This is a genomic window from Meridianimarinicoccus marinus, from assembly GCF_040689105.1.
Classification (GTDB): Bacteria; Pseudomonadota; Alphaproteobacteria; order Rhodobacterales; family Rhodobacteraceae; genus Meridianimarinicoccus; species Meridianimarinicoccus marinus.
In genome coordinates this window covers 67,961-93,160 of record NZ_JBFBVU010000014.1, presented here as the reverse complement: position 1 = coordinate 93,160, position 25,200 = coordinate 67,961, and the positions used below count along the sequence as shown (strand labels likewise).

The window sequence follows — 25,200 nt, the reverse complement described above, 5'->3', positions numbered from 1 at the left end:
GACCCGGAGGCGCCGCCAACGCGCCCCGAAGACCCTTTGAGGAGAGGCGGTCATGTCCCATATTCTGGCCATCGATCAGGGCACCACGTCGACCCGCGCGATCCTGTTCGACACCTCGTTGTCGGCGGTCGCCTCGGCGCAGGAGGAATTTGCCCAGCACTACCCGGCCTCCGGTTGGGTCGAACACGATGCGGGCGATCTGTGGTCCACCACCGCCGCCACCTGCCGCGCGGCCATCGACAAAGCCGGCATCGGCGCGGATGGCATCGCCGCCATCGGCATCACCAACCAGCGCGAAACCACGCTGGTCTGGGATCGCAAGACCGGCAAACCAGTTCACAACGCCATCGTCTGGCAGGACCGCCGCACCGCGGCCCAATGCAAGGCGCTGAAGGATGACGGTTTCGAGGCGGCGGTGACCTCCCGCACCGGTCTGCTGCTGGATCCCTATTTCTCGGGTACCAAGCTGGCCTGGCTGCTGGACAACGTCGAAGGCGCCCGTACCCGTGCCGAGGCCGGAGAGTTGATCTTCGGCACCGTCGATACCTGGCTGGTCTGGAACCTGACCGGCGGCAAGGTGCATGTCACCGATGCCACCAATGCCGCCCGCACCATGCTGTACGACATTCGCAAGGGCCGCTGGTCGCAGACGATCTGTGACCGGCTGAACATCCCCATGTCGATGCTGCCCGAGGTGCGCGACTGCGCCGCCGACTTCGGCGAAACCCGCGCCGACCTGTTCGGCCGCCCGATCCCGATCTGCGGCATCGCCGGTGATCAGCAGGCCGCCACCGTGGGTCAGGCCTGTTTCGAACCCGGCATGTTGAAATCCACCTATGGCACCGGCTGTTTCGCGCTTCTGAACACCGGCGATACGCCGGTGACCTCGAACAACCGGCTGCTGACCACCATTGCCTACCAGTTGGACGGCAAACCGACCTATGCGCTGGAAGGCTCGATCTTCATCGCGGGCGCGGTGGTGCAATGGCTGCGCGACGGGCTGAAGATCATCGGCGATGCGGGCGAGACCCAGCCGCTGGCGCAAAGCGCCGATCCCGGACAGGACGTCATCCTGGTGCCTGCCTTCACCGGGCTGGGCGCGCCCTATTGGCGGCCCGATTGCCGGGGTGCGATCTTCGGGCTGACCCGCAACACGGGGCCTGCCGAATTGGCCCGCGCCGCGCTGGAAAGCGTCGGCTACCAGACCCGCGACCTGCTGGAGGCGATGCATGCCGACATGGGCGGGGCGGGCGGCGCCATCCTGCGCGTCGATGGCGGCATGAGCGCCTCAGACTGGGCAATGCAGTTTCTGGCCGACATTCTGGGCGCCCGCGTCGACCGGCCCAAGGTGCTGGAAACCACTGCCATGGGCGCGGCCTGGCTGGCCGGGCAGCGGGCTGGGCTTTATCCGACACAGGCGGAGTTCGCGGCCCAATGGGCGCTGGAACGCAGCTTCGAGCCGGCCATGCCCGACGACACCCGCGAGGCAAAATACGCCGCATGGCGCCGCGCCGTCGACGCGACAACACGGGCCTGAGCCTTGGTCGCCTTTGCGCTCACCGCCCCGGCCCGGACGATCTTTGGTAGAGGCTGCCGGAACCAGACGGTTGCCGAAGTCGGCGCGTTGGGGAGCCGTGTGCTTCTGGTGCGCGGTCGATCCGTGGCCTGGGTGGCCGGGCTGGAAACGGCCCTCGCCACCGCCGGGGTCGCTGTCGAAAGCCTGTTGTCACGGGGCGAGCCGAGCCTGAGCGAGGTGCGGCAAGGGGTCGAAAGGGCGCGGGACTTCCGTGCGGATTGCATCCTGGCAGTCGGCGGCGGCGCGGTCATCGACCTGGGCAAAGCCATCTCGGGCCTGTGTCCCAGCGACGGGGATCCGGCGGATTATCTGGAACTGGGCACAGCCACACCGTGCCGCCTTGCCGATCCCCTGCCCTTCGTCGCGCTGCCCACCACCGCCGGCACCGGGGCCGAGGCCACGCGCAACGCGGTCATCGGCGTACCGGACCGGCAGATGAAGATCAGCCTGCGCGACCCGCGCCTGTTGCCCGATCTGGCCATTGTCGATCCGGCGTTGACGGACGACGCGCCCCCGGCCCTGACCATGGCCACCGGTCTGGATGCGGTCACGCAACTGATCGAAAGCTACCTGTGCATCCGCGCCAACCCGGTCACCGATGCCCTGTGCAGCGCCACCATTCCCGACGCGATCCGGGCCCTGCGCCATCTGGCTGAGGCAGAAGACCCCTCGGCACGGGACACCATGGCGCGGGCCAGTCATCTCAGCGGTCTTGCACTGGCCAATGCGGGTCTGGGCGTGGTGCATGGTCTGGCCTCGGTCATCGGCGGGCGGGGCGGAGCGCATGGCGCCATCTGCGGCCGTTTGCTGGCCGCAGCCCTGCGTGTGAACGCGCGCAAGGCCGGGCAGTTGAACCTGCCGATGCAGCGGTTCGAAGCCGTTGATGCCTGGCTCGCGGACGGACTCGGCGCGGACCGGAGCCAGGGCTTGGCAGCTTTGCAGGCCTTCGTGGGGGCGCAGCAGCTGCCGACGCTGGCGCAGCTGCACGTCCCCGAGGCGGATTTCGATGCGGTTGCGGAACAGGCGCTGACGGCCTCCTCGACCAAGGGCAACCCGGTGCCGCTTTCGGCGCAGGACATCACCGAGATCCTGGCCCAAGCGGCGCAAGGCTGAGATCCCCGGCCGGCATTCGGCGGCGCTAGTCCTGCCGCAGAAACGCGCCCAGCCCGTCGCCGTCCAGATGCTCGACCCACAGGCTCGCCGCCGCGCCCGTGGCATCAATCTGGAACGTCACCTGCGAGATCGATCCCGCCGGCTGGTTCTCTGTTTCGGGAAAGACCACAAAGCTGTCGCCGTCCCAGTGCTGCAGGGCCATCCCCTGCTTGTCCGGGCCAAGCGCCAGAACCAGCCCATCGGCCCCGACCGACACTTCGGCGGGTCCGAAATAGGGGTTGTCGTAGGTGCCCCGATAGGCCGTATCAGGGTGGGCGGGAGCGGGATCGGACGGCGGAGTTGCCCCCAGAAGCCGCCCCACCGGCGCGGACAGCGGCACCATCAGACGGCTGTAGCCTGCGAGCCAATCACGGGTTTCAACGCCCAGTTCCACCCGGTCCAGAAAGGCCGCTGCGAGCGCCTCGGGCGCACCGGTCGGCGGAGCGTTGGTCAGAACCACAATGCCCAGCCCCAAATCGGGAAGCATCGAGATGCTGGTCGATGCCCCAAGGGCGAAGGCGCCGGAATGGCTCAGCTCGACCCGCCCCGATGGCCGGACCCCGACATTGAACCCATAGCCATAGGCGCCGCTGCGGGCCGAGACCTGCATCGGAAGGCCCGGGATCATTTGCGGCGACAGCGCCGGGCGCAGGGCCTCGGGCGCGATCACCGGGGTGCCATCCAGCGTGCCATTGCCCAGCACCATCGCCAGCCAGCGCGCCATGTCGTGAACGCTGGAACTGACCCCGCCCGCCGGGCTTTGCGCGTCGGGCTGGCGCCGATCGGCAATCACATAAGTGCCGCCGTTCGGTACATGGCTGGAGGCGCGATTGTCGCGCGCCATGAAATCGGCGTGGCGCGAACTGGTGGCGGTCATGCCCAGCGGGCGATAGATCGCCTGTTCGGAGAGACTGGCCCAATCCGTTCCCGCGGCGACTGCCACAGCTTCGGCAGCGGCGGTGAGGCCGAAGTTGGTGTAGGCATAGTCCAACCGGAACCGCCCCTTGGGCAGCAACGCAAGCCGGTCCAGCACCTCGCGGCGGTCAAAGCCGAGATCCTCCAGATCGTCGCCCGCGTGATCCAGCAGGCCGGAGCGGTGCGCATAGAGATCGCCGATGGTGACATGCGCGCTGATCCACGGATCGCCCAGATCGAACCACGGCAGATGGCTGCGCACCGGATCGTCCCAGGTCACCCGGCCCGCCGCGACCTGGGCGGCCACCACGGTGGCGCCGACGGGTTTCGATACCGACGCCAGCAGGAACACGGTGTCCGCATCCACCGGCGCCAAATCGCCCACCGCCCGCAGGCCGAAACCGCGCGCATAGACCGTCTGGCCGTCGTGGACCACCGCGACGGCCAGACCGGGCACGTCGGAGCGGTCGAGGATGGACTGGCCAAGTTCATCCAGCGCAGCAATCGCCGCCTCGATCCGCGTCTCGGGCACGGGCAGAAGCATGGTCAGCGGAGGGGCGGGCATCGGGTCTGGCAGGGCGATCCTTGGCAGGTCTGCATCAGCCCGCGCCGTGCCGGGAAGTGACACAAACAGGGCGGTGCACAGACTGGCGGACAAGGCCCCAAGTCGCCGGCGCTGCCGTGTCCTTGGCGCAGAGTCTGAAATGTTTCTCGCAGATGTCATGAAATATCCCTCCGCTATGCGCTGCCGATGAGCGGCCCGCGCCCAAACCTCGTCTGGGTCTGCTTGGGTTCAAGGGTCTCTGCAAAACGGATCAGTTTCAAGTTGCATGACAAGTGTGCGGGACAAGTGTGCGGGCGGCGCTGCCGATCTGCGTTGCGGCCTGTGCCGGGGCTCATGTGGCACGCTCTGCCCGCGCGATGTCAGGAACACCGCGCGCAAATCGTCATTCCCGGCGGGCCGAGGTGTCCTCGAAACACCGGGCACAGGTCATGGCAGGTCCCAGACCCGGATGATTTCCCCGCCCGTGCGCATCTGGTCCAGATCGGCGCTTGTGGGAAGGCTGCGGGCATCGGGCAAGGCTGGCACCGCTCCCACCGTGCGGCCGGCGTAGACCCATGCCCCGAGCGACCAGGTGCCGGAGGCCAGATCGCAGGTCAGTTGCGGCACCCAGGTGCGCGGTGCGATCAGGTTGGTATTGGCTTCGGGCGCGATGACCCGCCCGGCCCGCGCCACGGGGGTGCCGATCGGCGCCTGCACATCGACGACGGTGGTCGTGTCGGTGGCATTGGTCATTCGGGCATAGGCACCGGGGCCTTCGGCGCGAACCACCGGTTGCAGGTCCGGTCCGGGGATTGCATCGGTCTTGCGTATCGCAAAGCCGCCCTCGACCGTTTGCACCCGGCGCTTGGTGCGTATGCTGTGCAGGCGCAGATGCCAGGGCGCATGGGCCAGCAGCCATGTTTCGACCTCGACCTCGGGCATGGGCGACCAGGCCGAGTAGAGCCAGCCGTTCCCGATCCGCGCCATGGTTTCCCCGCTGCGCGGCGCTGAATATTCGCCGGTTTCGGAAAACGTCAGCATGTTGTCCGAGGGCGCGTTGGCAAAGCCGCGCGCTTCGAAGTCGACGCTGAAGCCATAGCGGGTGGAATAGGCGAACTTGTTGTACTTCTCGGCCGAGCGGCCAAGGGCCGGCGGGTGCTGGCCGCCGCACAGGACCGTCACATCGCCCAGATGTTCGAATTTGACCATCCCCGGTTCCGGCAGAGTGACAACCTCGTCGCGGTTCACGGGGGCGGTTTCCCCGGCGGCCCAGAACGGATGGGTGTCCGGCAGTGCCAGCGGCGCGAAGGCCTTCATTGCCCAATAGGGCGAGCCGGGCGAATTGTAGCGTTCGGCCATGTGCAACTGCGGATAGCCGAACCCGATGGTCATCACCCCGCGCGTATCGGTGAACGGCTTGTCCGACCACCAGCGCAGGTTGCGCGCCCAGAGGCCTCGGATCTCGCACCACGGCAATGCCTCTTCCCCGGCCATCGCCAGCGTGCCCCAGAACCCGGCATGGGCGAAGCGATAGGTCAGGGACCGGCCATAGGGCAGTGCCGCGCCATCGGCGGCGTACCAATGGGCGATCTGCGGCGCGAAGGTGCGGGCGCGGTCGCGGAACCGGTCACGGCGCGCGGCATCGGCTTCGGGACCGTATTGCGCGTAGATCAGGCCGTAGAAATGCATGGCAAAGGGAATGTAGTGGTCCGCCTGCCGCTTGCCGCCGTCGCGGTACCAGCCATTGCCCATCTCCCAGCTTTCCAGCCGGTCGAGATCGGCCTCGATGATCGACAGGTCATGCGCGACACCAACGCGGGTCAGGCCCAGCGAGACCAGCACGTGAAAGAAGTGCCAGTTGTTGGCCGCTGGCCTGTGTTGCAGGGAGTTCAACAGCCAGTCGCCGAGGCAATCGCGCCCACGCTGCGTCATGCCATCCCAGAACACCTCGGGCGCCAGCGCCAGCGCATAGCCGATGGCAGCACTTTCCACCATGCGTTGATCGAAGTCGGTCACCGGCCCCCAATATTCCGGATGCTCGGGGTCCGCGCCGTTTTGCAGGCCTTCGACGAACATCTCGATCCCGTCAAAGGTTCCGCCCCCGGCCAGCAGCGGCGCCAGCCCCCAGAACGGGCGCACCAGCCCTTCCAGATGGGCCGCGGCATCGTGGAAATGGGCCGAGGTATCGCCCAGTTTTACCCGCGCGCGGCCCGGCGAAAACCCGTCCTTCAGGGGCGAGATCAGATCCACCACCGCCCGTTGCGCATCGGCGCGGGTCGCAAAGGGGTTCCCGGTGATCGGGGTTTCGGTCAGCAGAACATTGGACATGGGCGTGTGGTCTTTCATCAGGCCACCAGATGCCGTTTGCGCGGATCAGGGATCGGCACGGCGGAAATCAGGCGCTGTGTATAGGGGTCCTGCGGGGCGTCGCAGATCTGGACGGCGGTGCCGGTTTCGACGACCCGGCCCTTGTGCATCACCGCGACCCGGTCGCAGAAATAGCGCACGACGCCGATGTCATGGGCAATGAACAGGATCGACAGATCCAGTTCGGTCCGCAGATCCAGCAGCAGATCAAGGATCTGCGCCCGGATCGATCCGTCCAGCGCGCTGGTTGCCTCGTCGGCGATGATGACGCGCGGGTCCAGTGCGATGGCCCGCGCAATGCCGATCCGCTGACGTTGACCGCCGGAAAAGGCGTGCGGATAGCGCTCCATCGCGCTGGCGGGAAGGCCGACGCGCTCCAGCAATTCGCCCACCCGGTCGCGCAGGGCGGCGCCCTTCAGCAGACCGTTGACCAGCAGCGGCTCGCCGATGATCTGTTGCACGGTCATGCGCGGGTTGAGCGAGCCGTAGGGATCCTGGAAGATCATTCGCATCTCGCGGTAGACCTGCCCGTCGCGAAAGGTGGCGGGATCGGTCAGATCCTTGGCCACGCCATCGCGCGTGTGATAGATCGCCTGGCCGACCTGCGGCCGGAACCGGCCCATCAGAACCCGCGCCAGCGTCGTCTTGCCCGAGCCGGATTCCCCGACGATGCCAAGGATTTCCCCGCGCCGCAGTTCGACCGACACCTCGTCCAGGGCCTGCACGCCGCTGCCGGGCTTTCTGAGAAGCTTTTTCTTCGACGGGAAGGACAGCGACAGGTTGTGGGTTTCGATTAGCACCTCGCCCGAGGCCACGCCGGCGCGGCCGTGCGCGGCTTCGTCCAGCCCCATCGACGCCTTGAGCAGTTTCTTGGTGTAGGCGTGCGCGGGGGCATGAAACACCTGATCCACCTCGCCGGTCTCGACCACCGAGCCGTGTAGCATGACCACCACCTGATCGGCGATTTCGGCCACCACGCCCATGTCATGGGTGATGAACATCACTGCCATGCCGTGGCTTTCCTGCAAGCCTTTCAGAAGCCTGAGGATCTCGGCCTGCGTCGTCACATCCAGTGCCGTGGTCGGCTCGTCGGCGATCAGGATGTCCGGTTCGCAGCCCAGGGCCATGGCGATCATCGCCCGCTGCCGCATGCCGCCGGAGTATTCGAACGGATAGCGGTCGATGGCCTCTTCGGGGTTCTTGATCTGCACGGCCCGCAGCGCCTCGATGGCACGGTCGCGGGCGGTGGCGGTGTCCACGTCCTGATGCAGCAGGATGGCTTCGATGATCTGCTCGCCGATGGTGTGCACCGGGCTGAGCGAGGACATCGGTTCCTGGAAGATCATGGCGATGCGGGCGCCGCGCACAGCACGGATCTCGGCCCCGTCGGGGTTCAGGCCCGACAGTTCGATCCGCTGGCCGGCCTCGACATCCACAAGGTTGATCGCGCCAGCCTTGATCACGGCGGGTTCGACGATGTTCAGAACCGCGCGCGCGGTCACCGATTTGCCCGATCCGGATTCGCCCACGAAGCAGGTGGTCTGGCCCAGTTTCAGGTCGAAGCTGACGTTCGAGATGGCGGTGGTTTCGCCCTTGCGGCCGGGGAAGGCGACGCTGAGGCCGCGCACTTCCAGAACCGTCTTGCCGGTCTGTGCAGTCATGGCTGTGTCCTCACTTGGCATAGGGATCTGCGGCGTCGCGAAGCCCGTCGCCGATGAAGTTCATCGCCAGCACGGCGATCACGATGGCCGCGCCCGGCAGCAGCAGCCAGGGGGCGGTGGCCAGCGTCCGGATGTTCTGCGCCTCTTGCAGCAGCACGCCCCAGGAAATCACCGGTGCCTGCAGCCCCAGCCCAAGGAAGGACAGCGCCGTTTCCGCAAGGATCATGGCCGGCACCGCCAGCGAGGCCGCGGTGATGATGTGGCTGGTGAAGGCGGGCACCATGTGGCGGACGATCACCCGCAGGTGCGAGCAGCCGTCATAGCGGGCCGCGGCCACGTAGTCTTCGCCGTTCAGCGCCAGGAACCGGCCCCGCACCACCCGCGCCAGTTCGGTCCAGCCAAGGAACGACAGGATCAGGGTGATGGCGAAATAGGTCTGCAGCGGTGACCAGTCCGACGGCATCGCGGCGGCCAGCCCCATCCACAGCGGGATGGTGGGCAAAGAGCGCAGGAATTCGATGGCGCGCTGTGTCACCGCATCGAACCAGCCGCCGAAATACCCCGCAGCCCCGCCGATGATGACGCCCAGAACAAGGCTCATGATCACACCGACCAGGCCGACAGACAGCGAGATTTGGGTGCCATAGACCAGCCGCGAGAACATGTCCCGGCCCAGACGGTCGGCGCCGAACAGGTAGAAGGGATCGCGCGACCGCTCGGGTCCGATCAGATGGATGTCGGTGGGGATCAGGCCGAACAGCTTGTACTCCCAGCTGCGCTTGAAGAAGGTCAGATAGATCTTCTTGTCTTCGTCGATGACGAAGGTGCGACGCAGGGCCTCGGGCTCGATCTCGACGGTGTAGCCGTAGACATAGGGGCGGAAGGACCAGCCCTCGTCGGTCTTGTCGATGAAGTGCAGCGCCTGCGGCGGCGCATAGGTGTAGCGCGCCTTGACGTTGCCGGGATCATTGGGGGCCACGAAGCCCGCGAAGATCGCGACGAACACGAAGAGCGACAGGATCCAGAGGCTGACGACCGCCAGCCGATGCTTGGAAAAGCGACGGCGGATCAGCTGCCATTGGCTTTCGGTGCCGTGGGTAAGGTCGATGCGGGGGTCGATCTCGCCCACGGCAACCTCGGGGGTGTCCCGGACCTGGCCGATGCGGGCGTCAGGGGAATTTGCGGGGGTTGTGAGGGTCATCAGGTGGCTCCCACCATGCCAAGCCGGATGCGCGGATCGATCCAGGCCAGCAGTAGATCGGATATCAGGGTGCCGACCAGCGTCAGCAGCCCCATGAACATGATGAGCGCCCCGGCAAGGTACATGTCCTGGCTGAGCAGGGCGCGCAGAAGGATGGGCGACAGGGTCGGCAGGTTTAGCACGATGGCGGTCACGAAGGACGACGAGATCACCGTGGGCAGCACCCAGCCGATCGTCGACACCAGCGGGTTCATCGCCACGCGCACCGGATAGCGCCAGATCAGACGGCGCTTGGTCAGGCCCTTGGCGCGGGCGGTCAGGACATAGGGCTTGTTCAGCTCATCCAGCAGGTTGGCGCGCAGCACCCGGACCAGTTGTGCGGCCCCGGCAGTGGAAATAACAAGGATCGGCGCCCAGACGTGGCTGGCGAAATCCAGGAACCGGTCCACGGACCAGCGTGCGTTCATGTATTCGGCCGAGAACAGGCCGGTGATGGTCACGCCGAACCAGTTGTAGCAGACGTACATCAGGACCAGCGCGAACAGGAAGTTGGGGATCGCAAGTCCAAGGAAGCCAAGAATGGTGGCGATGTAGTCGCCCACCGAATACTGGTTCACGGCGGAATAGATGCCGATGGGGATCGACACGGCCCACATGACGATGACGGCGGTCAGTTCCACGGCCAGCGAGATGCCGATGCGCTGCGAGAAGATCTCGGACACCGGGCGCTGCATCTCGAAGCTGTAGCCGAAATCGCCGCGCAGGATGTCCGACAGCCAGGCCGCGTATTGGACGAGAACCGGGGAATCCAGCTTGTAGCGGTCGCGCAGGGCGATGATCGTTTCCTGATCGACGCTTTCGCCGGCTGCCGAAAGGCTTGCGATGTAGGAGGTGACGAAATCCCCCGGTGGCAGTTGGATCACGACGAAGACGACGACGGACAAGGCCAGAAGCGTCAGGATCATCGTCACCAGTCTGCGGGCCAGATAGTTCAACATGCTCTTTCCCCCGAGTATTGCATGTGGGTGGTCCGGGCGCCGCCAGTTGCCGCGCCCGGCAGAGACTTACTTCTTGTAGTAGAGCTGCGACGTTTCCATCGGGCCAGGCTGCGGGTAGACCCAGGTGTAGACCTGACGCTCCGGCACGTTGCCCAGCTTGTTGTTGGCCACGATGTATCCATCAGCCGGAAGGACCGTGCCCATCACGTAGAACTGGTCTGCCGCGATATCGAGGATTTCGCCAAAGATCTTCTTCTGCTCTTCCTTGTCCGGCGAAGCGATCAGCTGGATGTAAAGGTCCATCTGTTTCTGAACCTCGGCCGGCGGCGCTTCGGCAAGGTTGCTGCCGTTCTTCATGAAGTACTGCGCCCATTTCTCGGCGTAGGCGGACTCCAGGTTGAACGGGAAGTAGAACCGCGGGTCGAGCAGCGCGTCACTCATGCCGCCGTCACCCCACCAGATATGCATGTCGTGGCTGTTGGTCTGGATCCGCTCGTAGACAAGGCTGCGTTCGGCGTTGCGCGCATCCAGATCGATGCCGATTTCTTTCCACTGCTCGACAACAAGCTGCGCGATGTCGTTGAACTCGGTTTGGTCCGAGGGCGAGAACAGCTGGATGCGGATCGGTTCGCCGTCAAAGCCCAGACGGATGCCATCGTCGTTGCGCTCGGTCAGGCCAAGCCCGTCGAGCAGATCGTTGGCGGTGTCCGGATCATATTCGGTAAACTGCTTGGCCAGGGTCTCGTTGTAGAATTGCGACGTGGGTCGCGGCGCGGCCTGATAGGGTTCGCCCTGTCCGGCAAAGACCACGTCGATGATCTCTTCGCGATCCATCGCCATCGACAGCGCCGCGCGGAAGTCCTTTTCGTTGTAGAGCTTGCGCTTCTCGGGATCTTCATGGGTCAGGTTGAGCTGGAAGATCGCGTGGTTCATCCGCGCGTCGGTGGTGGGCTTGAGCGTATAGCCGCCCTGTTCCTGACCATCGTAGATCACCGGCTTGTTGGTGACGGTCGCGAAATGCCGGTTCGAGAAGTCGATCTCGCCGTTGACGACCTTCAGAACGATGTCCTCGACGTTCTCGGTCTGCACCATCTGCACCTTGTCGATATAGGGCAGTTGCTGGCCGTCGGTGTCGACCTTGAAGAAATAGGGGTTGCGTTCCCATTCGATCAGCTGGTTCAGGCCGTCATATGGTGTGACCTGGCGCCAGGCGAAGAGCAGCGGGCGGTCTTCGTCGACGAAGTTGAAAAAGCAGCTTTGCTCCACCGCCTGCGACCAGCTCTCGAAACCCGCGGCCTTGGCGATGTCATTCGCATCGGCGGTCACATCGGGGAAATACTTGCCGCAATAGTGCTTGGCGGCGTTGACGATGAACTGTCCTTCGACCGAGGCCAGGCGCTCCAGAAGCAGGCCGTTGGGCGCCGAGAGGGTGATCTTGAAGGTCAGCGGATCGATGACTTCGCCGGTGATCTTGTCCCATTCGAAGCCGTTCGCCTTGCGGCCGCCATAGGCCGGGCTTTTCATCACATTCAGGGCAAACAGAAGATCTTCGGCAGTGAAGGGTTCTCCGTCCGACCACTTGTGGCCTTCGCGCAGGTGGAAGGTGAATTCGGTCGCGTCCTCGTTGACTTCGAAGCTTTCGGCCACGTTCGGGACGACCTTGGTCCATTCGTAGTCATAGGCCACCAGCGGCTGATAGCCCACGGTGCGGCGGATCCAGCCGGTGTCATAGGTGCCTTTTAGGGCCGACCGCCAGACACCGCCGTAGGTGCCCACCGAGTCCAGCGGGGTGACGACATAGGGGTTGGCCGGCAGACGCTCGTCCAGCGGGGCCAGATCGCCGGCATCGACAGCGGCCTGAAGATCGGGCGCCTGGGTGTAGTCCTGCGCCAGCGCAGGTCCGGCCAGGGCCAGCAAGGCCGCCAGCGAAACGGCCATTGGGTTGCGTTTGAACATTATGGTTTCCTCCCTTGATTGGTTCGCGGTCAGTCCGTGGACGGACCGCACAGAGTTCTCAGGTCGTGCATGTCGTGGTGGTACTGGCCGATCTCGTTGTCGCGGACGAATTCAAGAAAGGCCGTGCGCGGATGCGGCCAGCGTGGCGCGGGGGACCAGGCATCGAACAGGACGCGCCAGTCCGCCAGGCCTTCGGCCAGCGGTCGCCGCCTTTGCCCGTCGTCGGTCATGATCCAGTGGAATACGTGCAGATCGCCCAGATGCGGCGCCAGCATTTCCAGTTCTTCCAGCCAGCGCGCCAGACCGCGCCCCGGAACCGGCTGCCAGTAGCTGTAGAGGTTGTCCTCGGCGGCGGCATCCAACAGGGCCAGGGCGTCCTCGGCCTCTTCGGTCAGGGTGCGGCGGTGGTATTCGACGCTGACGGTGATGTTGTCCTGGGCCGCGCTGCGGGCAAAATGCGCAAGATCGGCGGCGGCGGTATCGAAGACCTGCGCCCCGGCTTCGGCACGCTTCGCCTCACCGGCCCAGACCCGGATATTGCCGGCGCCAAGGACGCGGGCTGTCGCCAGCACGTCGGCAAAGGCGGCGCGGGCGTCGGGGGTGCCCGTCCGGACATATGACCCATAGGAGGCCGGCAGAATGCCCTTGGCAGCACACAGCGCGCGCACCTGCGCGGCAAGGTCCAGGTCGCCGGGCGGAACATGCGTGTCGCCCCCCCATTCGATGACTTGAACGCCCGTTTCGGCCGCAAGGTCGATCAGGGCCGGAACGTCGAGATCGCGAAACGTCACGGAACAGAGGCCGGGACGGATCATGCCACACGCTCCCAGTCCGAGATCACGACCTCGTTCTGCATCGGCTGACCGTTGGAAAAACGCTCGATATCGTCCAGCACCTGTTCGGTCATGTCGCAGACCTCGCAGCCGAAGGAGCCCGCAATATGCGGCGTGATGGTGACATTCTGCATATCCCACAGCGGCGAGTCGTCGTTCAGCGGTTCGGGGTCGGTCACATCCAGCACCGCGAACAGGCGGCCGTCGGCCATGGCGGTCACAAGGGCTGCGGTGTCGATGATCTTGCCGCGCGCCGTGTTGATCAGCAGCGCGCCGTCCCGCATCAGCGCGAATTCGCGGGCGCCGAAGCTGCCCTCGGTCGTGGGCAGAAGCGGCTGGTGCAGGCTGACCACGTCGCTGCGCATCAGAAGATCCGTCATCGAGACCTTCTCGGCCCCCATGGCCGCGGCGGCTTCAGCGCTGACAAACGGATCATGCAGCAGGACCGACACGCGATGGCGACGCAGATCCGCCGCCACCCGGCGACCGATGCGCGATGCCCCGATGATGCCGACTATGCGCCCGGAATTGCCCACCGGCCCGGCAAGCTGAATGTCCCGCGTGGCGATGCGTGACCGCTCCGCATGGTAGACCCTGCGCCATTCGGGCACGCGCTTGAGGTGCAGAAGGATGTGCGCAAGGGTGAATTCGGCGACCGGACGGGCATTGGCGTCGGCGGCGCTGAGCACCACCAGTCCAGAGCCGGCCACCTCCTGCGTCAGCACCCCTTTCACCGTCCCGGCCAGATGCGCGATCATCTTCAGGCGCGGCATCCGTCGGCGCAGGTCGGCGTCGATGGTCTGCGATTTCCAGCCGGTCACCAGGATTTCGACCTGGGGCAGAAGCGCGGCAACACCGTCGCTGCGCAAGTCGGCCACCGGTTCAGGATGCAGAAGATTGGTCAGGGACGTGAGACGGTCCGTATTTCGAGTGCGGCAGCTGGCCGGGAAATGGATGTCGAACTGCGGCCTTGCCAGTTGGATCAGTGAGGAAAGGCGCATTCGGGTCTCCTTGCAGCGTCAGTGCGGCTGCAAGTAACTTTGCACAATTTGCGCTATGCTGCAAGTTTTTCGACACAACGCAAAAAAACTTGCATAAATCGTACTGCCCCATGTAGGTCTCTGAAATTGCTTGTTTAATTCACATCCAGAACGGTTTCGCGTTGTTTCAGGACAACCTGCGTGAGCGATTGTTGCACCGGGCGGTCAGGTTCCAGGCTCCGCAAGGCCAACAGACGAATCGCTTCGGTGCCAAGAAATTCCCAGTCCACGGTCAGGGTGCTGAGCAGCGGTGACGACAGTTCCGCCACCGGCAACCCGTTGAACCCCAGAAGCGAGACCTGACGCGGCACGCTGATCCCGCGCAGGCGCAATTCCTGTAGCGCGGTCAGGGCAACATTGTCGGCCGAGCAGAATACCGCAGTATAGGGAAACTGCCCGTCCTTCAGCAGGTCTTTCAGCGCGATGCTGGCCTGACTTTCGGTGACGTTGGGCAGTTCCACATAGTCGTATTGAACGCCCTTTCCGCTGGCTTCCACGATCCCGTAGCGGAACCCCTCGGTGCGGGCGCGCAGGGTTCCACGACGCTTTGTGCCGAAGTGAAGAATGCGCCGATGGCCCATGTCCACAAGGTGCTGCGCAGCCAATCGACCGCCGTAGAAATTGTTGGGGGCAACCTGATCGTGGATCATGCCCGGATCCAGTCCGTTGACCAGAACCGTCGGAAGCCCCTTGTTTTTCAACTTTCTAGCCAGGCTTTCGGAAGGATCCACCCCGGCGAACAGAATGCCCGTGTCCGACCGGTCGAGGAACTGTTCGGGGATTTCACCGTCTTCGCTTTGCAGCGCCAGTTCGACCGGCAGTCCGATCCGTTGCGCGGCCTTCTGGATGCCGGTCATCACGAAGTGATAGATCGATCCCGACCCGCTGTTGATGCCCACCTGGTTGAGAAACAACAGCGCGCGCTTCATGTTGTGGTTTTGTGCAAGGGGTTGCGCATTTTGCAAGTTCGGTAGCGGGGTGCCAAGGTCCGCCGCGGCCTGAAGAACCTTTTTCGTGGTGGTCGGGCTGATCCCCGGTGCCCCTGACAACACCCGCGACACGGTAGATACCGAGACTCCCACGACGCGCGCGATGTCTTCCTGCCTGACCTTGTGTTGTCTCAAGTCGTCTCTCCCGCCGATGGTGACAAAGCGGGCAAACGCATTTGCCCTCCCCCCTTTTTCGATCAGGAGGGAGGGCAATGCAAGTTTTTTGCACGATCTTGTGCAATTCTGGCGGCGATTGTTGCCTTGCAGATAGGTCTAGATCACTGGCAGCGCCGCGATCATCCTTGCCAGAACTTCATCCGCCGGTTTGGTCCACCAATTGTTGGCCGAGAAGATCTCGACCTCGACCAGCCCGTCGAACCCCTGCGCCTCGACCATCTGGCGGAAGGCGGGAATGTCGATCACGCCCTCGCCCATCATGCCGCGATCGGTCAGCATGTCCTGCGTCGGGTTCATCCAGTCGCAGACGTGGAAGGCGAGCAGGCGGTCCTTGCCGGCGCGGGCGATCTGGTCTGCCACGTCTGGATCCCACCAGATGTGATAGACATCCAGCGCCACGCCGATGCCGTCGCCCAACTGGTCGCAGAGGTCCAGCGCCTGCTTGGTGGTGTTCACGCAAGCCCGGTCGGCGGCATACATCGGATGCAGCGGCTCGATCCCGACCTTCACCCCGGCGCTGCGGGCGTAGTCCAGCGTCTTGCCCAGACCTTCGGTGACGATCTCGCGCGCCCCGACGATGTCTTTCGAGCCTTCGGGCAGGCCACCCACCACCATGACAAGGCAGTCGGCGCCGATGGCGGCGGCCTCGTCCACGGCACGCTTGTTGTCGTCGATGACGGCCTGGGTCAACGCGCCCTCGGCGGTGTACCAGCCGCCCCGGCACAGGCCCGAGACGCCCAGCCCGGCGTCGCGGATCAGCTTGGCGGCGCGATCGACACCGCATTCCTGCAGCCTGTCGCGCCACGGAGAGATGCCGCCGATGCCATGCCGGGCACAGCCGTCGATGCATTCGGCCAGATCCCATTGCTTGGATACGGTGGCGGTGTTCAGCGACAGATCCTGCGCGGTGAGCGTTCTCATACCGACACCCCGCGCGCCTGAAACACCGGTTTGGCGCGTCGTGCGACCTCTTCGGGATCTGTGAACAGTTGCGCGGCATTGGCCAGTCGGATCGCCTCGGCCAGATGCAGGGTCGATCGGGCGCTTTCCTGCCCGGCGACCATGGTGAAGTGATCCTGATGGCCCATCAGATAGGCCAGGAACACCACCCCGGTCTTGTAGAACCGCGTCGGCGCCTTGAAGATATGGCGGCTGAGCGGCACGGTCGGATCGAAGGCCACGCGATAGGCGGCGCGGTCGCCCTCGGCCAGCGAGGTCAGCGCCCGGCAGGCCGCCCCGGCGATGGGATCGAAGATGCCCAGCAGCGCGTGGGAAAAGCCCTGGTCGTCGCCCTCGATCAGATCGGGATAGTTGAAGTCGTCGCCAGTATACATGACCACGTCGTCGGGCAGGCGGCGGCGCATGGCGATTTCCTTTTCCGCCGACAGCAGCGAGATCTTGATGCCATCCACCTTGTCGGCGTTGTCGGCGATCACCGACAGGCAGGTGTCCATTGCCGCCATGTGATCGGCGTCGCCCCAGTATCCGGCCAGGGCCGGGTCGAACATTTCGCCCAGCCAGTGCAGGATCGCCGGCTGCTTCAGCCCCGACAGGACACGGCCATAGACGCGGGCATAATCGTCGGGCGATTTCGCGGCTTTCACCAGCGCGCGGCTGGCCATCAGGATGACGCGGCTGCCGGTGGCTTCGACCGCTTCGCACTGCATTTCATAGGCCGCGATCACATCGTCGATGGTCACATCCGGGCCGGGGACCAGATGATCGGTGCCTGCACCGCTGGCGATCAGCGCGCCGTCGGGCGCGACCTCCATGCTGCGGCGGATCAGGTCCAGCGAGGTGGGCCAGTCAAGACCCATGCCGCGCTGTGCGGTGTCCATCGCCTCGGCCACGCCAAGGCCCAGCGACCACAGGTGATGGCGGAAGGCCAGGGTGCGGTCCCAGTCGACCGAGACGCCCTCGCCCGGGTCCAGATCGGCCAGCGGATCGGCCACCACATGGGCAGCAGCATAGGCGGTGCGGGTCCAGTTGCCGCCCGGTGCGGGCACCGGTCCAGCGGCGAGGGTCACCGTTTCGGTGCCGCCGCCTGTCGTGGGAAGGATCAGGTTTGCCATGTGTCAGCCCCCTCAGATGTCCAGCGCCGGCACGTCCAGCCAGCGGCGTTCTGCCGAGCTCTTGTAGCCCAGTTCGGCCAGTTGCACGCCCTTGGCACCCTCTACCAGCGTGTAGGACCACGGCGCGTCTTCAACCACATGCAGCAGGAACTGCTCCCATTGCACCTTGAAGCCGTTGTCGAACACCTTGTTGTCGGGCACTTCGACCCAGTCCTCGAAGAAGTTCATGGTCTGCTTCTGGTCCGGGTTCCAGACCGGCTTGGGCGTATTGACCCGCGCCTGGGAATAGCAGGTGTGCAGACCGGCAACCGCGCTGCCAAGGGTGCCGTCGATGTGGAAGGTCACCAGATCGTCGCGGCGGACTCGGGTGCACCACGAGCTGTTGAGCTGAGCAATGATGTCGCCTTCCAGCTCGAACGTCGCATAGGCTGCGTCATCGGCGGTGGCGTCATAGGGTTCGCCGTTTTCATCCCAGCGTTCGGGGATATGGGTGACGGCGTTGCAGGACACGGCCTTGACCGGAGCGACAACATTGTCGAGCACATAGCGCCAGTGGCACAGCATGTCGGATACCATGCCGCCGCCGTCCTGCTTGCGATAGTTCCACGACGGGCGCTGTGCTTCCATCCAGTCGCCTTCGAAGACCCAGTAGCCGAACTCGCCGCGCACGCTGAGGATCTTGCCGAAGAAACCGCTGTCGCGCAGGCGCTTGAGCTTGGCGAGGCCGGGCAGGTCCAGCTTGTCATGCACGATGCCGTTCTTGACGCCCTTGGCCTTGGCGTGTTTGGCGATGGCAATGGCCTCGTCCAGACCTTCCGAGACCGGCTTTTCCGAATAGACATGCTTGCCGGCGTCGATGGCCTTGCGCAGCAGTCCCGGACGCATCTGGGTGCTGGCGGCATCGAAGAAGATGGTGTCGTCGGGATTGGCCAGCGCCGCGTCGATGTCGGTGGTATAGCGCTCGACCCCGTGCTTTTTCGCAAGCTCGGCGATCTTCTTCTCGTTGCGTCCGACAATGATCACATCCGGAACCAGAAGGTCCCCGTTCTTCAGGCGCACGCCGCCCTGATCGCGGATCGCCAGAACCGAGCGGATCAGGTGCTGGTTCATCCCCATCCGGCCGGTGACGCCATGCATGATGATGCCGATACGTTGTGTGGTCATTTTGTTTCCATCCTTCGCTTTGGAATTCGTGTCTCGGCACCGGCTCGCAAGCCCGGCGCGGATTGTGATGCGGTCCTATCGGCGCGCAAGCGGCCTGTGGGCTGCGGCAGGATCAGAGGTCAGGGTGGGAAAGCCCCTGCCCGAAAAAGCGATGTCCGTCATGCAACCTCCTCTAATCTACCACTCGGTAGCCCTTAAACTACCAACTAGTAGGTTAACGATTCCAAGTCAAGTCAGAATGACTTCGGCTGTGACGTTTCGAGAGGTTCTAGGGGACGTAACGCCGTCGCGGATCGTTGGAAAACATGCGCGGAACCAAGCCCCTGCGTGAAAAAGCGCCGGAGTCGAAGTGCGTGTAAAAACTTGCGCGATCCGTGTCAGCCGACGGGGGGCACGGCGGTTTTCAGATAGCCCAGGATCATGTCGGCGGCCTGGTCTGCATGGCGTTTCAGCCAAGCCTCACCGATGGGCGCGCGGAACACCACCTTCAGCGTGTGCATGTTCGAGATCGGAAACCAGCAGACCGAGGCGATGAAAATATACAGATCGACCGGGGGAATGGCGCGGTTGAACATGCCGCCCTCCTGCCCGCGTTTCAGGATCTCTTCGACCCGGCGCAACAGCACCGATTGGATCTCGGCCAGATCGTCCAGCCCGCGGATGGTCTCGCCGCCCATCAGGTTTTCGGTGTTCAGCATCCGGATGAACCACGGGTTGTTCCAGAAGTGGTTCATGGTGAAATGTACCAGCGCGCGGATGGCTTCCTCGGGATCGAGCGTGTCCAGTTCCAGCGTCATTTCGCCCTGACGGATCTGGACATAGGCCTCGCGCAGAGCAGCGGCATAAAGCGCGTTCTTGTCGCCGAAATAGTCGTAGATCATCGGCTTGCTGACACCGGCGCGTTCGGCGATCCGATCGACGCGCGCACCGGAATGGCCGACCTCGCTGAATTCCTCCAGCGCGGCATGCAGGATGGCGGCCCGGGTCAGTTCCGGGTTGCGCTTGCGATCCTTGCGGATGGGGGAAACTCGCTTGGCCATTCACCCTCGTCGTATTCAGTCGGGACAAGCCCCTCTCTATCCTCACGCGCGGCGAACCGCACCCTACCAGCCGAAACCGGCCTGTCCCAGTGACCCGATCGCAACTTTGCCGCCCGTGATGCGCAGGGCGATGCCGCCGGAGCCGTCGGTCAGAATGTCGTCGTGGCGGTGCAGCAGCGTGGCGCGTTCTTCGTCCGGGGCACCCTGCAGGCCGCCGGCGAAATGGTGGCCGTTGCGTTCCACATCCCTAACGCCGCAGGCCGCCATCATCGCCGCGTCCTGCAACCAGCAGATCCCCGGCTGACAGGTCAGATCCTCGCCCGACAGAACCGCCCCTGCCGCCTCGGCGCGGGCCTTGTTCAACAGGGCGCGCAGCACGCCCTTGCAGCTTTTGATCGAGGTGCCGGACCAGCCCAGTTTCAACGCGCGGGCAAAGGCATCCTCGCGATCGTCGCTTTCATCGATGATCAGGGGCAGCTTTGCTGTGACCGGTTCACTCAGGGCAATCTCGCGGGCGAAGGGTTGCTCGACGAACCGCACGGTGCCCAGGAACCGGTCCAGGGCTGCATCGCGGGCCATGTTGTCCGACAGGCGACTGAAATTGTCTGGCGTGTATTGCTCGTTGGCGTCCAGCGTCACGACATAGTCGCCGCCCTGATCCAGAAGGGCCGCGATGTCGCGCAACCGGCGCTGGTCGGCCTCGGGATCGCCTTTCAGCTTGATCTTGAAGGCCGCGATGCCGGTCTGGGCGATCACCTCGTCCAGCGAGACGGGCAGGCCATCCTCGGGCGCATCCGCCGCTTTTTCCGACTGCCGCAAGGGGGCGTCGAAGCCGATGGTGTGGCGCAGGACAAGGGCCGTTGGCGCGGTGATGTTGGACAGTGATTGGCGGAGCTGTTCGGCGGTCAGATCCGCAGGGCAGCCCTGGGCCAGACCGAAGGCATCGTCGCGCGCCGCCTGCCAGAACGGCAGGTCAAGCGCCCGGCACAGCGCGTCGATCACCGCCATCTCGACCAGCGACGGGCCAAAGCCCTGGGCCAGCGGTGGCGCATCCGGCAGGGCGCGGGCAACCTTGGCCCGCAGGCTGCGGGTGACCATCAGGGCGGTGCCGCCCTGCCCCGGAGCCGCCGCCACCGCCGCCGCCACGACCTTGCGCAATTCGTCGATGGTGTCGGCATTGCTCAGGTCCGCGCGCTTGTTGAACCAGCGCGGCACCATCAGTTGCGCCGACCGGCCGGTTGCGCGGGCGCCGTTCACCTCGATCTCGACCCGACAAAGGGCTTCGGCGGTTTCGCGCACCTCGGTGCTGCCGAACTGGAACGGCAGGCGCATCGTCACCGGACGTTCGGACCACAAGGCCGAGAGAATTGCGAGTTGGGTCATGCAGCGGCCCTTTCACAGGCTTTCAGGGTGGCGATGCCGGTCGCGGCGGTCACACTGGCGTCGATCAGGGTGCGGAAGGGTTCGACCCCGATGGGCCGGTCCCAGCCGGTCTCGACCAGGGCGGCGACGATCTGGGGGAACGGGTCGTCGCCCATGCCCGGCGCGCCGCGATTGGTGTCATTGGCGTGAATGTGGCCGATCATGCCGCTGGGCACCCAGTGCCGGATCAGGTCGGCCACCGGGGCTTCGGTCTGGCCGGCGGCGCTGATGTCGATCATGGTCCGAAAGGCGGCGCTGCCGATGGCGCAGACAAGGTCCACCCCCTGCCCCACGGTGTTGATCGTCCGGTCCTCGGCCCGCGACAGCGGCTCGATGCAATAGGTCACGCCCCGGCGCTCGGCCGCGGCGGCAATGGGGGCGAAGAATTCGGCCAGATGCGAGATCAGCGCGGCATCGTCCAGGCCCTCGGGCCGCAGCCGCTGCTTTGGCGAACCGTGGACCAGCACCGTGCCGCCGAGCCCCGCGCACAGATCGACCATCCCCAACAGGATGTCACGGGCGCGGTCCTGCCCGGCGGGATCGGTGATCGAGGCACCGGCGTAGCTGCTGAGCAGCCAGTGCAACCCGGTGACACGCACGCCCTCGGCCTCGATCTCGCCCCGGATCCGCGCGATCCGCGCATCGGAAAGGGCATGCGGGGTCTCGCCCAGCGTCGCCGGATCCAGTTCAAGCCCGCAAAAACCCAGCTGTGCCGCGATATGCGCCTGTTCGCCCAGCGACTTGCCTTCGCCTGCCAGCAATTCGTTGCACAGGGTGAAATCAAGCATTCAGCCGCGCTCCGATCCAGCGGAAGGGGGCCAGCGCCAGACGGCGCACCAGGGGGATGTTCATGGCAATGGAGGCCACGATCAGCGCCACGAAGATCGCCGACACCGGCCGCGTGAAGAACGGCGCAAGGTCGCCGTCGCTGAGCGTCAGGCCCCGCCGCAGGCTCTTGTCCAGCAGATCGCCCAGGATGATCCCCAGCACCAGCGGCGCCATCGGGTATTTCATCTGCCGCAGGACAAAGCCGATCAGGCCGAAGGCGACCATGATCCAGATGTCGAACATGCGCTGGCTCAGGGCGAAGGTGCCGATCACGCACAGAACGAAGACCACCGGCATCAACCGGCTGTAGGGCACCCGCAGCACCTGCACGAAGGCCTTGGTCAGGGTCAGCCCGTAAAAGGCCATGAAGACCGTCGCGATCAGGACCATGGCGCTGATCAGGCCGACGAACTGCGGCTGTTCGATCATGATCAGCGGTCCGGGCCGGATGCCATGGATGAACAGCGCCGCGATCAGAACCGCCGAACTGGCCGATCCCGGCACCGCCAGCGTGATGGCGGGGATCAGCGATCCGGGCACGACGGCCGAGTTCCCGGTTTCCGCCGCGATCAGCCCCTCGTGACTGCCGTGGCCGAATTTTTCCTTTTCCTTTGAGGCTTTGCGCGCGGCCGCATAGCTGGCCCAGGCGCCGATATCCTCGCCCACACCGGGGATGATGCCGACGATGGTGCCGATGATGCCTGACCGCGCGATGGTGAACTTGTGGCGCCAGATTTCGCGCATATGCGGGATCGTGCGGTCGCTGGCATCCTTCTTGACGGCAAGCTCTCCGGCCCGGTTCCACATGGCGGTCAGCACCTCGGCAAAGCCGAAGGCGCCGACCATGGCCGGGATCAGGGCGATGCCGGCGTTCAGGTCGGACAGCCCCATGTTGAACCGCACATGCGCATGGATGCCTTCCGAGCCGATCATCGCCACGGCCAGCCCCAGAATCCCGGCGATATAGCCTTTCAGCGGCGTGGTGTCGGCGGTCAGCTGGCCCGAGATCAGGATGCCGAAAACCGCCAGCCAGAAAAACTCGAAACTGCCAAAGTTCAGCGCGGCCTCGGCCAGCGGCGGCGCGATCAGCACCAGCATGATGACCCCGGCGACGGTGCCAAGGGCCGAACCGGCGGTGGCCAGCCCCATGGCATATCCCGCCCGGCCCGCCTTGGCCAAAGGATAGCCGTCCAGCGAGGTTGCCGCGCTGGCCGGGGTGCCGGGAATGTTCAGCAGGATGGCGCTGCGCGAGCCGCCGTAGATCGCGCCGACATACATGCAGATCAGCACGAAGATGGCGGTGGTTGAATCCAGCGAATAGGTCAGCGTGGTCATCAGGGCCACACCCATGGTCGCCGTCAGACCGGGAAGCGAACCGACGACAATACCCAGAAGCGTCGCCCAGGCCGCGTGAAACAGCATACCGGGGGTCAGCAGGGTGCCCAGCCCGGTGATCAGATCGCCCAACCCGCTCATGGCAAGCGCACCAGGAACAGCTTTTCAAACAGCAGCGCGGATCCCAGGGCCACGCCGAAGGCCAGCACCAGCCCCGCCGCGACCGAGATCGCTTGTGCCCGGCGGTCGCCGCCGAGGGGGAAGGAAAACGCCAGTGTGAAGCACAGTGTAAAGATGAAGGTGGCCCAGAAATACGGCAGCCAGCCCACCAGCCCCAGCGCATAGAGGGTGCAGATCACGGCCGTGGTCGCCAGCCGTCCCCACGAGCCGCCGGTAAACACCAGCGCCGCATTGCGTTCCACGTCGGCATAGGATGTCCGGTACAGCAGGATGGCGCAGATCGACAGCAGGACGCCCAGGATCATCGGCACCAGACCGGGGATGGACGCCGGGTGGATCTGCCGGATTTCCAGCCGATCCATGGTATAGCCGCCGACCAGAAGGGCCAGTCCAAGCACAAGAAGAAGCACTGCCGTAAGGCGGTCCGCCTGGGCCATTCGCATCGAAGTCACCTGTCGTTTTGCGGGGCTTGCGCCCGAAAGCCTGCAGTCCGGGCGAGGCCATGCGGCCCCGCCCGGAGGGGGCGGTTATTCCGCGGGGCAGGTGATGCCGATCTCGGACGGATCGACAACGGCCTCGCCACGGGTGACGCGGGCGCAGGCCTCGGCGATCACCACCGGCATGGCCCGGTCATAGGCTTCCTTGCCGTAGCTGGGCGCAAAGACCGCGCCGCGGTCGGTGGCATAGCTTTGCAGGGCTTCGCTGGTCATCACCTTGTCCTGCCAGACCTGGTTGACGGTGTCATAGACCTCTTGCGGAGCGCCCTTCGGGATGAAGACCCCGAAATAGTCGGCGGCGACTTCGAAGTCGGGCATGAACTCGGTGATCGGCGGAACCGGGTCGATGCCTTCCACCACAAGCGGGGTGTCCGACAGGACCGCCAGCGGGCGCAGGCGACCGGCGCGGATCATCTCGGTCTGTTCCACCGCAAGCTGGGTGGTGGCCACGACTTCGCCGCTGGCTGCCGCGATAACGGCAGGGTTGCCGCCGTCATAGGCAATCATGCGCGCCCCTGACAGATCGCCCTCGGCGCTTTCCTTGATCGCTGCAAGGGCCATGCCGCCCGAGGAGTTCACCCCGGCCGTGCCCACGGTGACCGACCCGCTGGCCATGGCTGCAAGAAGTTCCGGGAAATCCTTGTAGGGCGCATCGGCGTTGACGCTGACCAGCGGCACATTGGCCACATGCAGGTAGATCTCGTAGTCGTCGATCGAGGTGTTCTCGATCAGCCCGGTTACAGAATAGGTGGCGTTGTTGGCAATGGCGTTCGCAGTCCAGGTATAGCCGTCACGCGGCGCATCCAGCGCGGCCTGTGTCCCGGTCGAGCCTGATGCGCCCGGCTGGTTGACCACCACGATCTCGGTTCCCAGCGCCTCCTCAAGAATGGGCGCGACCACACGGGTCACCTGATCGGTCGATCCCCCGGCCGACCACGGCACGATGATGTTGATCGGACGGTCCGGTTTCCAGCCGTGGTTGTCTGCCGCGAGCGGCGCTGCAAAAGCTGCCCCGGCTGCCGCGAGCACCGCGATCTTGGTAAGGTGTTTCATGGTATCTCCTCCGCTATCTACCATGTGGTAGGTTATGGAGGCTTTCCGGACCTGTCAAACCCTTTGGCACGGGCGCGGCCCCGGATCTGGATTTTCCTGCCCGTGGCACTGCCGACCCACCCACCGGGTCGACCGCCTTCCAGAAGGTCAGTCTTGGCTGGGGCGGAAGGCGTATACGCCAGATCTGCCCAATATTCGTG

At 65.0% G+C, this 25,200-nt stretch carries 20 protein-coding genes and 1 pseudogene; 2 read left to right on the top strand and 19 right to left on the bottom strand.

The window, feature by feature from the left end; translation table 11 throughout:
• The first annotated feature begins 52 nt into the window (after positions 1-52).
• Together glpK and AB0T83_RS12355 are read left to right on the top strand one after the other, a co-directional pair.
• On the top strand, positions 53-1,537 hold the full coding sequence (gene glpK, locus AB0T83_RS12360) for a glycerol kinase GlpK (RefSeq protein WP_366193430.1): 1,485 nt from the start codon (positions 53-55) through the stop codon (positions 1,535-1,537).
• Between the two features lie 3 nt (positions 1,538-1,540).
• Positions 1,541-2,689 carry an iron-containing alcohol dehydrogenase gene (locus tag AB0T83_RS12355; protein ID WP_366193429.1) on the top strand — a complete coding sequence of 383 codons (1,149 nt, stop codon included), beginning with the start codon at positions 1,541-1,543 and terminating at the stop codon, positions 2,687-2,689.
• A gap of 25 nt (positions 2,690-2,714) precedes the next feature.
• On the opposite strand, the gene AB0T83_RS12350 is transcribed toward AB0T83_RS12355, so the two are convergent.
• The 19 genes and pseudogenes from AB0T83_RS12350 to AB0T83_RS12260 all read right to left on the bottom strand — a co-directional run bounded on the left by AB0T83_RS12350 (position 2,715) and on the right by AB0T83_RS12260 (position 25,000).
• The gene (locus tag AB0T83_RS12350) at positions 2,715-4,208 is read right to left on the bottom strand and encodes a serine hydrolase (RefSeq protein ID WP_366193427.1); all 1,494 of its coding nucleotides are present in this window, start codon (positions 4,206-4,208) and stop codon (positions 2,715-2,717) included.
• Between the two features lie 426 nt (positions 4,209-4,634).
• On the bottom strand, positions 4,635-6,515 hold the full coding sequence (locus AB0T83_RS12345; RefSeq protein ID WP_366193426.1) for a DUF2264 domain-containing protein: 1,881 nt from the start codon (positions 6,513-6,515) through the stop codon (positions 4,635-4,637).
• A gap of 17 nt (positions 6,516-6,532) precedes the next feature.
• Positions 6,533-8,215 carry an ABC transporter ATP-binding protein gene (locus AB0T83_RS12340; RefSeq protein ID WP_366193425.1) on the bottom strand — a complete coding sequence of 561 codons (1,683 nt, stop codon included), beginning with the start codon at positions 8,213-8,215 and terminating at the stop codon, positions 6,533-6,535.
• Positions 8,216-8,225: 10 nt separating this feature from the next.
• Positions 8,226-9,416 carry an ABC transporter permease gene (locus AB0T83_RS12335; RefSeq protein ID WP_366193424.1) on the bottom strand — a complete coding sequence of 397 codons (1,191 nt, stop codon included), beginning with the start codon at positions 9,414-9,416 and terminating at the stop codon, positions 8,226-8,228.
• Positions 9,416-10,414 carry an ABC transporter permease gene (locus tag AB0T83_RS12330; RefSeq protein ID WP_193141365.1) on the bottom strand — a complete coding sequence of 333 codons (999 nt, stop codon included), beginning with the start codon at positions 10,412-10,414 and terminating at the stop codon, positions 9,416-9,418. The genes AB0T83_RS12335 and AB0T83_RS12330 overlap by 1 nt, the downstream gene beginning before the upstream one ends.
• 66 nt (positions 10,415-10,480) lie before the next feature.
• A complete protein-coding gene (locus AB0T83_RS12325; protein WP_366193423.1) occupies positions 10,481-12,370 on the bottom strand; it encodes an ABC transporter substrate-binding protein in 1,890 nt (629 codons plus the stop codon).
• A 29-nt stretch (positions 12,371-12,399) separates the two neighbouring features.
• Positions 12,400-13,185, bottom strand: coding sequence for a sugar phosphate isomerase/epimerase family protein (locus AB0T83_RS12320; RefSeq protein WP_366193422.1), 786 nt, complete (start codon positions 13,183-13,185; stop codon positions 12,400-12,402).
• Positions 13,182-14,204, bottom strand: a complete 1,023-nt coding sequence (locus AB0T83_RS12315; protein ID WP_366193421.1) for a hydroxyacid dehydrogenase — start codon at positions 14,202-14,204, stop codon at positions 13,182-13,184. The genes AB0T83_RS12320 and AB0T83_RS12315 overlap by 4 nt, the downstream gene beginning before the upstream one ends.
• A gap of 134 nt (positions 14,205-14,338) precedes the next feature.
• Positions 14,339-15,172 (bottom strand): LacI family DNA-binding transcriptional regulator, encoded by an 834-nt coding sequence (locus AB0T83_RS12310; RefSeq protein WP_366193449.1) that lies wholly within the window; start codon positions 15,170-15,172, stop codon positions 14,339-14,341.
• A gap of 63 nt (positions 15,173-15,235) precedes the next feature.
• Positions 15,236-15,367, bottom strand: a pseudogene (locus AB0T83_RS12305) (LacI family DNA-binding transcriptional regulator); the annotation flags it as partial.
• Between the two features lie 138 nt (positions 15,368-15,505).
• Positions 15,506-16,330, bottom strand: a complete 825-nt coding sequence (locus AB0T83_RS12300; RefSeq protein WP_366193420.1) for a sugar phosphate isomerase/epimerase family protein — start codon at positions 16,328-16,330, stop codon at positions 15,506-15,508.
• Positions 16,327-17,481 carry a dihydrodipicolinate synthase family protein gene (locus AB0T83_RS12295; RefSeq protein WP_366193419.1) on the bottom strand — a complete coding sequence of 385 codons (1,155 nt, stop codon included), beginning with the start codon at positions 17,479-17,481 and terminating at the stop codon, positions 16,327-16,329. Before AB0T83_RS12295 ends, AB0T83_RS12300 begins: the two co-directional genes overlap by 4 nt.
• Before the next feature lie 12 nt (positions 17,482-17,493).
• The gene (locus AB0T83_RS12290; protein ID WP_366193418.1) at positions 17,494-18,645 is read right to left on the bottom strand and encodes a Gfo/Idh/MocA family protein; all 1,152 of its coding nucleotides are present in this window, start codon (positions 18,643-18,645) and stop codon (positions 17,494-17,496) included.
• A 377-nt stretch (positions 18,646-19,022) separates the two neighbouring features.
• On the bottom strand, positions 19,023-19,685 hold the full coding sequence (locus AB0T83_RS12285) for a TetR/AcrR family transcriptional regulator (protein ID WP_366193416.1): 663 nt from the start codon (positions 19,683-19,685) through the stop codon (positions 19,023-19,025).
• A 63-nt stretch (positions 19,686-19,748) separates the two neighbouring features.
• The gene (locus AB0T83_RS12280; protein ID WP_366193415.1) at positions 19,749-21,068 is read right to left on the bottom strand and encodes an enolase C-terminal domain-like protein; all 1,320 of its coding nucleotides are present in this window, start codon (positions 21,066-21,068) and stop codon (positions 19,749-19,751) included.
• On the bottom strand, positions 21,065-21,895 hold the full coding sequence (locus tag AB0T83_RS12275) for a sugar phosphate isomerase/epimerase family protein (protein ID WP_366193413.1): 831 nt from the start codon (positions 21,893-21,895) through the stop codon (positions 21,065-21,067). The genes AB0T83_RS12280 and AB0T83_RS12275 overlap by 4 nt, the downstream gene beginning before the upstream one ends.
• A complete protein-coding gene (locus AB0T83_RS12270) occupies positions 21,888-23,411 on the bottom strand; it encodes a tripartite tricarboxylate transporter permease (protein WP_366193411.1) in 1,524 nt (507 codons plus the stop codon). The genes AB0T83_RS12275 and AB0T83_RS12270 overlap by 8 nt, the downstream gene beginning before the upstream one ends.
• Entirely contained in the window at positions 23,408-23,860 is a 453-nt protein-coding gene (locus AB0T83_RS12265) for a tripartite tricarboxylate transporter TctB family protein (protein WP_366193409.1), read from the bottom strand. The genes AB0T83_RS12270 and AB0T83_RS12265 overlap by 4 nt, the downstream gene beginning before the upstream one ends.
• Positions 23,861-23,977: 117 nt before the next feature.
• The gene (locus tag AB0T83_RS12260) at positions 23,978-25,000 is read right to left on the bottom strand and encodes a Bug family tripartite tricarboxylate transporter substrate binding protein (protein WP_366193407.1); all 1,023 of its coding nucleotides are present in this window, start codon (positions 24,998-25,000) and stop codon (positions 23,978-23,980) included.
• Between the last annotated feature and the right edge of the window lie 200 nt (positions 25,001-25,200).

What these genes read in the sequence shown, in the direction of transcription:
- glpK (WP_366193430.1), top strand. Translation starts at nt 53, where the DNA reads ATGTCCCATATTCTGGCCATCGATCAGGGCACCACGTCGACCCGCGCG.
- AB0T83_RS12350 (WP_366193427.1), bottom strand. Translation starts at nt 4,208, where the DNA reads ATGCCCGCCCCTCCGCTGACCATGCTTCTGCCCGTGCCCGAGACGCGG.
- AB0T83_RS12345 (WP_366193426.1), bottom strand. Translation starts at nt 6,515, where the DNA reads ATGTCCAATGTTCTGCTGACCGAAACCCCGATCACCGGGAACCCCTTT.
- AB0T83_RS12340 (WP_366193425.1), bottom strand. Translation starts at nt 8,215, where the DNA reads ATGACTGCACAGACCGGCAAGACGGTTCTGGAAGTGCGCGGCCTCAGC.
- AB0T83_RS12335 (WP_366193424.1), bottom strand. Translation starts at nt 9,416, where the DNA reads ATGACCCTCACAACCCCCGCAAATTCCCCTGACGCCCGCATCGGCCAG.
- AB0T83_RS12330 (WP_193141365.1), bottom strand. Translation starts at nt 10,414, where the DNA reads ATGTTGAACTATCTGGCCCGCAGACTGGTGACGATGATCCTGACGCTT.
- AB0T83_RS12325 (WP_366193423.1), bottom strand. Translation starts at nt 12,370, where the DNA reads ATGTTCAAACGCAACCCAATGGCCGTTTCGCTGGCGGCCTTGCTGGCC.
- AB0T83_RS12320 (WP_366193422.1), bottom strand. Translation starts at nt 13,185, where the DNA reads ATGATCCGTCCCGGCCTCTGTTCCGTGACGTTTCGCGATCTCGACGTT.
- AB0T83_RS12315 (WP_366193421.1), bottom strand. Translation starts at nt 14,204, where the DNA reads ATGCGCCTTTCCTCACTGATCCAACTGGCAAGGCCGCAGTTCGACATC.
- AB0T83_RS12310 (WP_366193449.1), bottom strand. Translation starts at nt 15,172, where the DNA reads ATGAAGCGCGCGCTGTTGTTTCTCAACCAGGTGGGCATCAACAGCGGG.
- AB0T83_RS12300 (WP_366193420.1), bottom strand. Translation starts at nt 16,330, where the DNA reads ATGAGAACGCTCACCGCGCAGGATCTGTCGCTGAACACCGCCACCGTA.
- AB0T83_RS12295 (WP_366193419.1), bottom strand. Translation starts at nt 17,481, where the DNA reads ATGGCAAACCTGATCCTTCCCACGACAGGCGGCGGCACCGAAACGGTG.
- AB0T83_RS12290 (WP_366193418.1), bottom strand. Translation starts at nt 18,645, where the DNA reads ATGACCACACAACGTATCGGCATCATCATGCATGGCGTCACCGGCCGG.
- AB0T83_RS12285 (WP_366193416.1), bottom strand. Translation starts at nt 19,685, where the DNA reads ATGGCCAAGCGAGTTTCCCCCATCCGCAAGGATCGCAAGCGCAACCCG.
- AB0T83_RS12280 (WP_366193415.1), bottom strand. Translation starts at nt 21,068, where the DNA reads ATGACCCAACTCGCAATTCTCTCGGCCTTGTGGTCCGAACGTCCGGTG.
- AB0T83_RS12275 (WP_366193413.1), bottom strand. Translation starts at nt 21,895, where the DNA reads ATGCTTGATTTCACCCTGTGCAACGAATTGCTGGCAGGCGAAGGCAAG.
- AB0T83_RS12270 (WP_366193411.1), bottom strand. Translation starts at nt 23,411, where the DNA reads ATGAGCGGGTTGGGCGATCTGATCACCGGGCTGGGCACCCTGCTGACC.
- AB0T83_RS12260 (WP_366193407.1), bottom strand. Translation starts at nt 25,000, where the DNA reads ATGAAACACCTTACCAAGATCGCGGTGCTCGCGGCAGCCGGGGCAGCT.